The organism is Sporomusa malonica, assembly GCF_900176355.1.
Lineage (GTDB): Bacteria > Bacillota > Negativicutes > Sporomusales > Sporomusaceae > Sporomusa > Sporomusa malonica.
This window is the reverse complement of sequence record NZ_FWXI01000011.1, coordinates 147253-153821: the sequence shown is the minus strand read 5'-3', so window position 1 is coordinate 153821 and position 6569 is coordinate 147253. Positions and strand designations below refer to the sequence as shown.

General features: G+C 39.0%; 7 protein-coding genes. 1 reads left to right on the top strand and 6 read right to left on the bottom strand.

The features are described 5' to 3' along the window. Nucleotides 1-1189: 1189 nt before the first annotated feature. The 3 genes from B9A22_RS14095 to B9A22_RS14085 form a co-directional block, all read right to left on the bottom strand. Nucleotides 1190-1606 carry a pyridoxamine 5'-phosphate oxidase family protein gene (locus B9A22_RS14095; protein WP_084576376.1) on the bottom strand — a complete coding sequence of 139 codons (417 nt, stop codon included), beginning with the start codon at nucleotides 1604-1606 and terminating at the stop codon, nucleotides 1190-1192. Between the two features lie 107 nt (nucleotides 1607-1713). Further along, a complete protein-coding gene (locus tag B9A22_RS14090; protein WP_084576374.1) occupies nucleotides 1714-2073 on the bottom strand; it encodes a winged helix-turn-helix transcriptional regulator in 360 nt (119 codons plus the stop codon). Nucleotides 2074-2439: 366 nt separating this feature from the next. Continuing rightward, the gene (locus B9A22_RS14085) at nucleotides 2440-3363 is read right to left on the bottom strand and encodes a LysR family transcriptional regulator (RefSeq protein ID WP_084576372.1); all 924 of its coding nucleotides are present in this window, start codon (nucleotides 3361-3363) and stop codon (nucleotides 2440-2442) included. Between the two features lie 161 nt (nucleotides 3364-3524). Between B9A22_RS14085 and B9A22_RS14080 the strand changes: the two genes are divergently transcribed. Continuing rightward, a complete protein-coding gene (locus B9A22_RS14080; RefSeq protein ID WP_084576370.1) occupies nucleotides 3525-3944 on the top strand; it encodes a nuclear transport factor 2 family protein in 420 nt (139 codons plus the stop codon). 453 nt (nucleotides 3945-4397) lie between these two features. Here B9A22_RS14080 and B9A22_RS14075 read toward each other — a convergent pair whose 3' ends face one another. The 3 genes from B9A22_RS14075 to B9A22_RS14065 all read right to left on the bottom strand — a co-directional run bounded on the left by B9A22_RS14075 (nucleotide 4398) and on the right by B9A22_RS14065 (nucleotide 6493). After that, nucleotides 4398-4778 (bottom strand): type II toxin-antitoxin system death-on-curing family toxin, encoded by a 381-nt coding sequence (locus tag B9A22_RS14075; RefSeq protein WP_084576368.1) that lies wholly within the window; start codon nucleotides 4776-4778, stop codon nucleotides 4398-4400. Beyond that, complete coding sequence (locus B9A22_RS14070) at nucleotides 4778-4951, bottom strand: DUF2281 domain-containing protein (RefSeq protein ID WP_084576367.1); 174 nt, start codon at nucleotides 4949-4951, stop codon at nucleotides 4778-4780. The genes B9A22_RS14075 and B9A22_RS14070 overlap by 1 nt, the downstream gene beginning before the upstream one ends. Before the next feature lie 627 nt (nucleotides 4952-5578). Then, nucleotides 5579-6493: a restriction endonuclease gene (locus tag B9A22_RS14065; RefSeq protein WP_084576365.1), complete on the bottom strand. Its 915-nt coding sequence runs from the start codon at nucleotides 6491-6493 to the stop codon at nucleotides 5579-5581. Between the last annotated feature and the right edge of the window lie 76 nt (nucleotides 6494-6569).

Sequence of the window (6569 nt, the reverse complement as noted above, 5' to 3'; positions counted from 1 at the left end):
CAATACCAATAACTGGACGATTAGTTATCATAACGGGCCTCCAAGAAATATATTGAAGGATTATCCATTCCAATATCAAAGATTACAACCTTGCACGTGAAGCGGGAATAAGCTCCCAACCAGCTAAAACGTAAATTCTTTGGAAATGGATGAATCGTCTAATGTCATGGGTATAGAAAAATTCTTCCCTGGGACAGGGACATTCATATCCTTCTTCCTAATTATACATAAAACTGATTGTTCGGAGTTTTTCTGCCCCAGAATGGATAACCCTTCTGTACTACATCTTACAGGGGACGGGGTTATTGACATTCTTTTACCTTGACCAAATGCAGTTGTCAGCATAAGCCTACTTTATTACTGGCTAAGCCTTCTACCCTTCCACAAAATAATCTGTATCGATTCTTTAATTTCATATGTCGGCATAGTCATAATAAAAACTCCAGCAATTCGTCAGGATTACTACAAAAAATTAGTCTTTAAGGGAGGCTTTAACAGAAATTCCCCGAGCTAAGCCCCTGCATTGCATAGGATACAGCGGGACGGTTCTACTGTTTCCTATGCTTTAGCAACAACGTTAAGAAGACAATCAGGGACAGTCCCTTCTTGTCAACTTTTGCTGCTGCATGTTAGCGGATGTTCGCTCTATCGTACAACATCCGGGTGATGTCAAGGGGACGATGTCAAGCGATGTCGAGGGGACGGAGTTGTTGACAAGTTTTTATTTTAGAATTAACTGTCAATAACCCCGTCCCTCTGACACCCCTCCACGTTCACGCCGCCTTTATACCGGCCACCATCTGGTCAGTAAACAGGTTTCTTCCAAATTTATCCCGAGCCAACAGGTTCTCCCGGTTTTGATGACATTTGCACGTTTCGATACTTCTTCAGCGGTTCAGTGTTATTCGTCTCCATTGGCACTTACCTGATAAGATCTTCGTCTTACCTTTTCCATAACGCTCACTACCATGGATTTTGTCCACCTGTATGGCGGCTTCGGAGGGCCCTCCTCCATCTCTAACTAAGCTCAACGGATGGTGTGTTTCACACCATCCGTTTTCGTGGCGCACACCTGTCCCCGCGTTTTATTGAAGTAGAAGTCAACCCCCAGTTTGACAGTGTTAAGCTGCCAGGGAGCTGTCACGGGGACGGGGTTGGTCTGGCGCTGGAGCCGATGGTGCTGCAATTGTTATACATCAAAATCCTCAGATCTATAATTACTATAAAAACGCCCTTTATGTGCTGCAAATTTTAAAACGCAATAGTCGGGATCCGTTACACCTAAAGGATAATACATTGTATCGCCCTCACGCCAAATCATTTCTTTTGAATCGCTATCTTCAAGTACTTCCATAGTTCCCTTAAGCATTACACCTTTAAAAAAACGTTTATCACAGAAATATACACATGCTTTTGGGTTTTCTTTATACTGACTCACCCTCATAGACGAAGTATTAGTAGTGAAATAAATAAACTTAATTCCTTCCCTTTTTCGCGGTGGAAGCATTGCTTTCTGATTTGGGAATCCTTCACTGTCGATCGAGCCTACAAAAGATACATCAACTTTGTCAATTAAATTACCTATTGTTTTCTCTACATCTCTCATGTCAATATCCTCCTTGTACAATTACTTGCCGTCATTCTACTAGGATAAGATTAACATTTTACTATTTGGCAGTAAATTACACACTTTTTTGTAAGTATCTTACCCCATTATTCTATAAAACCTTTTTCTCTTAACGCCTCTTCCATTCCATTCTCTTGCATAAGCTCAATCCCTATATGTTGGAGAATAGTAATAGCTTCAATCATCCTTTTTCCACGGTCTGTTAAAAAATATTCAACTTTTAGCGGGTAACCCTCAAAAACTCTTTTGTCTATCATCCCAAATTCCATAAGTTCTTTTAATTGTTCTATAAGCATTTTTTGATTAATACTTTGTATATTCCTTTCAAGGTTTGTAAGTGATGTATTACCTAGCCGCAACTGCCATAATATAATTGGTTTCCATTTACCCCTCGTAATGTCATGTGCAAGTTCTAATGGGCAGGTGTACTCTTCTCTTATCTTCACGTCTCTCACCCCTAAAATATCAATTTTTAATTTATCTAATTTATAATCTTGGAGCTATTGCAATCTTCAATATGGCAGCCCTCCATCTTTATACATTATATAAAAAAAGAACTTATAGCATAGACTCTTTTTATTAAGTGTCCATTCTATAGGTTCCATTTTTTAGTGCGACAGCCCCTTTTATATGGGGTAGTAGTAGCATCCGTGTCATGTACTGAAAAATAAATGTAAAATTTAGCCATAAAAAAAGCCTGACAGTTAAATGAATTAAGCAGCTACGCACCAGGATTAAAGAGAACTCACTCTAATAAAACGGTTACTTCTACTTACACACATTGTTTAACGTATTAACAGTTACTAATACAGTTAGGCCAAACCTGTGCCACGCTGTGTGTGCGCCAATTTTGTCCAGTCCAATACGAAATTTTTAAACGCATTTACACTTCGTACAGTATTAACGTCTTTCGGTATGGCTAATGCTATAGTAACATTGACGTTTTCTTTTAGTCGAATAAATTCTGTATTATGGCGTTCTGAAATAGCATTTGCGACCTGTGATGTTACTAACGAAATGCCTAAGTCAGCTCCAACTAATCCGGAAATCATATCCCAGTTATTGCTTTCATGAACTATTTTAGGTTCAAACCCAGCACTCTTGCAGGCACTAATGCAAATATCATGGGCGAAAGTATTACGTGTCATAAAGATAAATTTTTCTTGCGACGCTTCAGAGAGGCTTATTACATGGCTATTTCCCAACGGATGAAATTTACAGGTCATTAGCATCAACTTGTCTTCTATTAACGGATAAAAATCAAAAAAAGAATCATCATCAGTGTGGTTTCCGATAGGGATGAATGCTGCATCTACTTCTCTGTCTTTGCCTAACTGTAATAATGTTTTGCTCTCCGCTTCTCTTAACTTTAGTTCAATATTAGGATAAGCTTTGTGAAAGTCTGCAATGAGTGAAGTTAATCCAAGGTGACTAATTATGGGAAATGAGCCAAGAACAATAATTCCTTGCTCCATTTCTGTGTATTCTCGCATCTGTTTTTTTGCTTTATCTACCTCATCAACGATATTCTTTGCATATTTGCAAAATTCTTTTCCTGCTGGCGTTAACCTGACGATGCGAGTTGTTCTATCAAAAAACTTTACATTACACTCTTGTTCGAGCTTATCAATTTGTTTGGAAAGAGAAGATTGTGATAAGCAAATTTCTTCTGCTGCTTTAGAAAAATGGAGAAGTTTTGCTAGAATTAAGAAGTTTTTTAATTGCTCAATATCCATAATAGACCTCTGTTATTTATTCATTATATAGATTAATTTTATGACAAATATGATTTGAAGGAAATAATAAAATAGATAATAATAAGAATGCGGCAAAAATTTATCATAAATAATTGTTTTTGCTGCAACAAATATATAGATTATGGCTATGGAGGATTATCATGGAAACTTGTATCTTTTTCGATCATTGTGAAAAGGACACGCAAATTGTGAAGCAAGTAAAAAATCTTTATAAGGCTTTAAAAGCGAGTGATAAAGAGGCTATTGCTAAAATACTTGCGGATGATCCGGTCTGGAATGTATCCCCTGGATTTCCCTATGGTGGAGTTTATAACGGAATGGCTGAAATATTTGGATCTTTTTATTCAAAACTTCGCAACCAATTTAACAGTTTTGGCGCTATGCCAGAAACTTTCATTGACGGAGGGGATGTAGTTACTGTTTTGGGATTCTACACATTTAAAAGCAATAAAGATAATTCCACTAAGTTTGTGCGTTTTTCTCACACATGGAAGATTAATGGTGATGGGCGAATAAAGGGTGTATGGCAGGTAGCTGATACCGCACAATTTATTGGTTAATATTAAAAGAGCATAAAACACTGCTTGTCGTGAAATTGTAACTTTCAAAGACCGGAACTGATAGCTTTATCCGGCTATTAATTAGGTGACTGTGAACATCAAGAAGACTTACATATAAATCGTGCTTTTAGGGACAGGGTTCCTGACCCCCTGCCCCGTCCGAGGCGGCAAGGCCTTCTTCGTCACGCAGAACTTGGTTCGTTCTCCTGCTGCGCAGTATATCCAATTCATTCCAAAAAACAAAAAAAATCCTGCAATATTTCAATAAATTGCTGGATTTTGATTTTGCTATTAGTAATGGCATCCAAAAAAAATATAAGGGATGCATTTTGTTTTGCCATTTACAGAGCCACTATTAGAGTTGTAACAACTGCTGTTCAGACGTTATCGTATAGTTATAAGTAGTACGGAAAGCCTTTGAGTTTCATAAATGGCATTCGCCTCGCCCTACACCTAAACTACTTGATGCCGTCGAATCCATTGAATTATCTCAGTCTCACTTAGAGACCCAGCGGCAATACCCAGCCCTAGCCATATCAATTCATCTTGACTATAGTTCAAACAATAGCCATTAATGCGTAACAACAGCAGCATAGCGGCAATACCAATCCGCTTGTTGCCATCAATAAAGCTATGATTATTAACAAGCCCATAAGTAATAGCTGCAATTTTGGACTCAACTGTAGTATAAAAATCTTCACCGTCAAAGCTGGCATGTGCACGGTTCAAAGCACTCTCAAGTAAGCCCATATCCCTTACGCCATGAGCACCACCAGTTTGGTCTATAAGCTTACGGTGCAATAGAATTATATCTGATAATGATAGTGTACGCATTACTTAGCCAACTCTAGAAAAGCCTCTTTGTTTTCGGCAATTACAGAGTCCATCATTTGTTCTAATTCTTGCTGCTGCTTGGCACGTAAAAACTCTACAAAATCAATGACTTGACGTTTTTTTTCGTCAGGCAATTCCTTAAAGTCCTGTAACAGTTTATCTGCTAATGTCACTGCTTACACCTCCAAGGTATTCTACTCCTTATATTATACCCAAAATCACGGACAATTGGTATCTTTTTCAAAAACCCTTGTGCTCCCTACTTTCTTCTTAAAAAACTCAGAAATATAGTTTTTTCAGGGTTTTTCCTATAGGTCAACATTTTACCTTATGCTTGTTTTAATACTTCTCCCGCCAGCTTGTCCGCTAGCTCATAGCCACTAGGATACAACGGGACGGTTCTACTGTTTCCCATGCTTTTGCAACAACGTTAAGAAGACAATCAGGAAGACAATCACGGACGGTCCGAAACCACTGATTAAATCCTATTTCTAAAGACTTATCCACACTGCTGTAGGATTGGAACAGCGTTTTAAAATAACATTGGTTAAAATATCATAAAACACGCTTGATTAAGAGGATAGCAGGCCTGCTATCCTCTTTAAATTGACCGCCAGGGAATTCAGGGGTCAGGAATTCAGGGGTCAGGCTTGGCTTATTTGATTTTATTGACTTATCCAGTTTCTCGCTCAAATTAATGAATATTCGTCAATAAGTCAATTTCTGACCCCATAGGCTCTATACTACCAACTCTAAAATTCAAGCCAAATCCTGATAGACTTGATTGTTGTCTATACCTTCTACCCTTCCACAAAATAATCCGAATCGATCCGTTTAATCTCGTATGTAGTCTCAGTTGCCACGCCCACCCCATAGTCAATCATCAGTTGCGCCAACTGAATTCCGTCCATTAATACAATCCGGTTACCTATTCTGCTAGCTACATCGCGAGCTGCCGCAGTAAAATTTGAAGTGGTAATAAAGATTCCTTTATGGGCACCCTTCAGTTGCAACGCACCGATAAATCCTTGAATATCGGGGCTCCCGACAGAATTCTTCCACCGTTTAGCCTGCACATAAATGACGTCTAGGCCTAAGCGATCTTCTTTTATAATTCCATCGATCCCTTCATCACCAGACTTGCCGACTACCTGGGCAGCATCTTCCCGTGAACCGCCGTAGCCCATTTTGAGTAGCAAATCTAGGACTAAGTGCTCGAAAAATTTCGGTGACTGATCGGCAATTTGTTGTAATAGTTCATCGGCTAAAGCGGTTCTCAGTTCCTGATAATAGTTATGAAGCATTTCCCGTGGTGTTTTGTCATTTTCATTACTCTCATCCACGGGTACCGCAAGATCATCCTTAGGCCTAGCTTGTTGCTTAAATTCCCGAAACTCAGTAAACTGGCTCAATAAATATTTATCAATCCGAGGAGGTTTTTGCAACAGCAAGGTCCGCCCCCGTTCTGTGATCCGAAACTGTCCGGATGCTATCGCTTCAATGAGCAACGCTTTCTTTAAATACGTTCTCGCCCAACCAAGACGATTATAAAAGATAGATTGCGAACCAGACGGCAATTGCCGGGTTCGTTCCTCCTCATCCAGTTGCATTTCGTCTGCTAATACCTGGTGAAGCTCTTTTAGCGAATGTACCTTACCATCGGCCAAGCGCTGTAAAAAAGGCAGCATAATGTCTTTATATGTTGGCATAGCCATAGCAAAAACCTCCAGCATTTTCATCAAGAAAGTTCTACGAAAAATCAATATTTCAGGGAAGCTTTTTAATGATTTC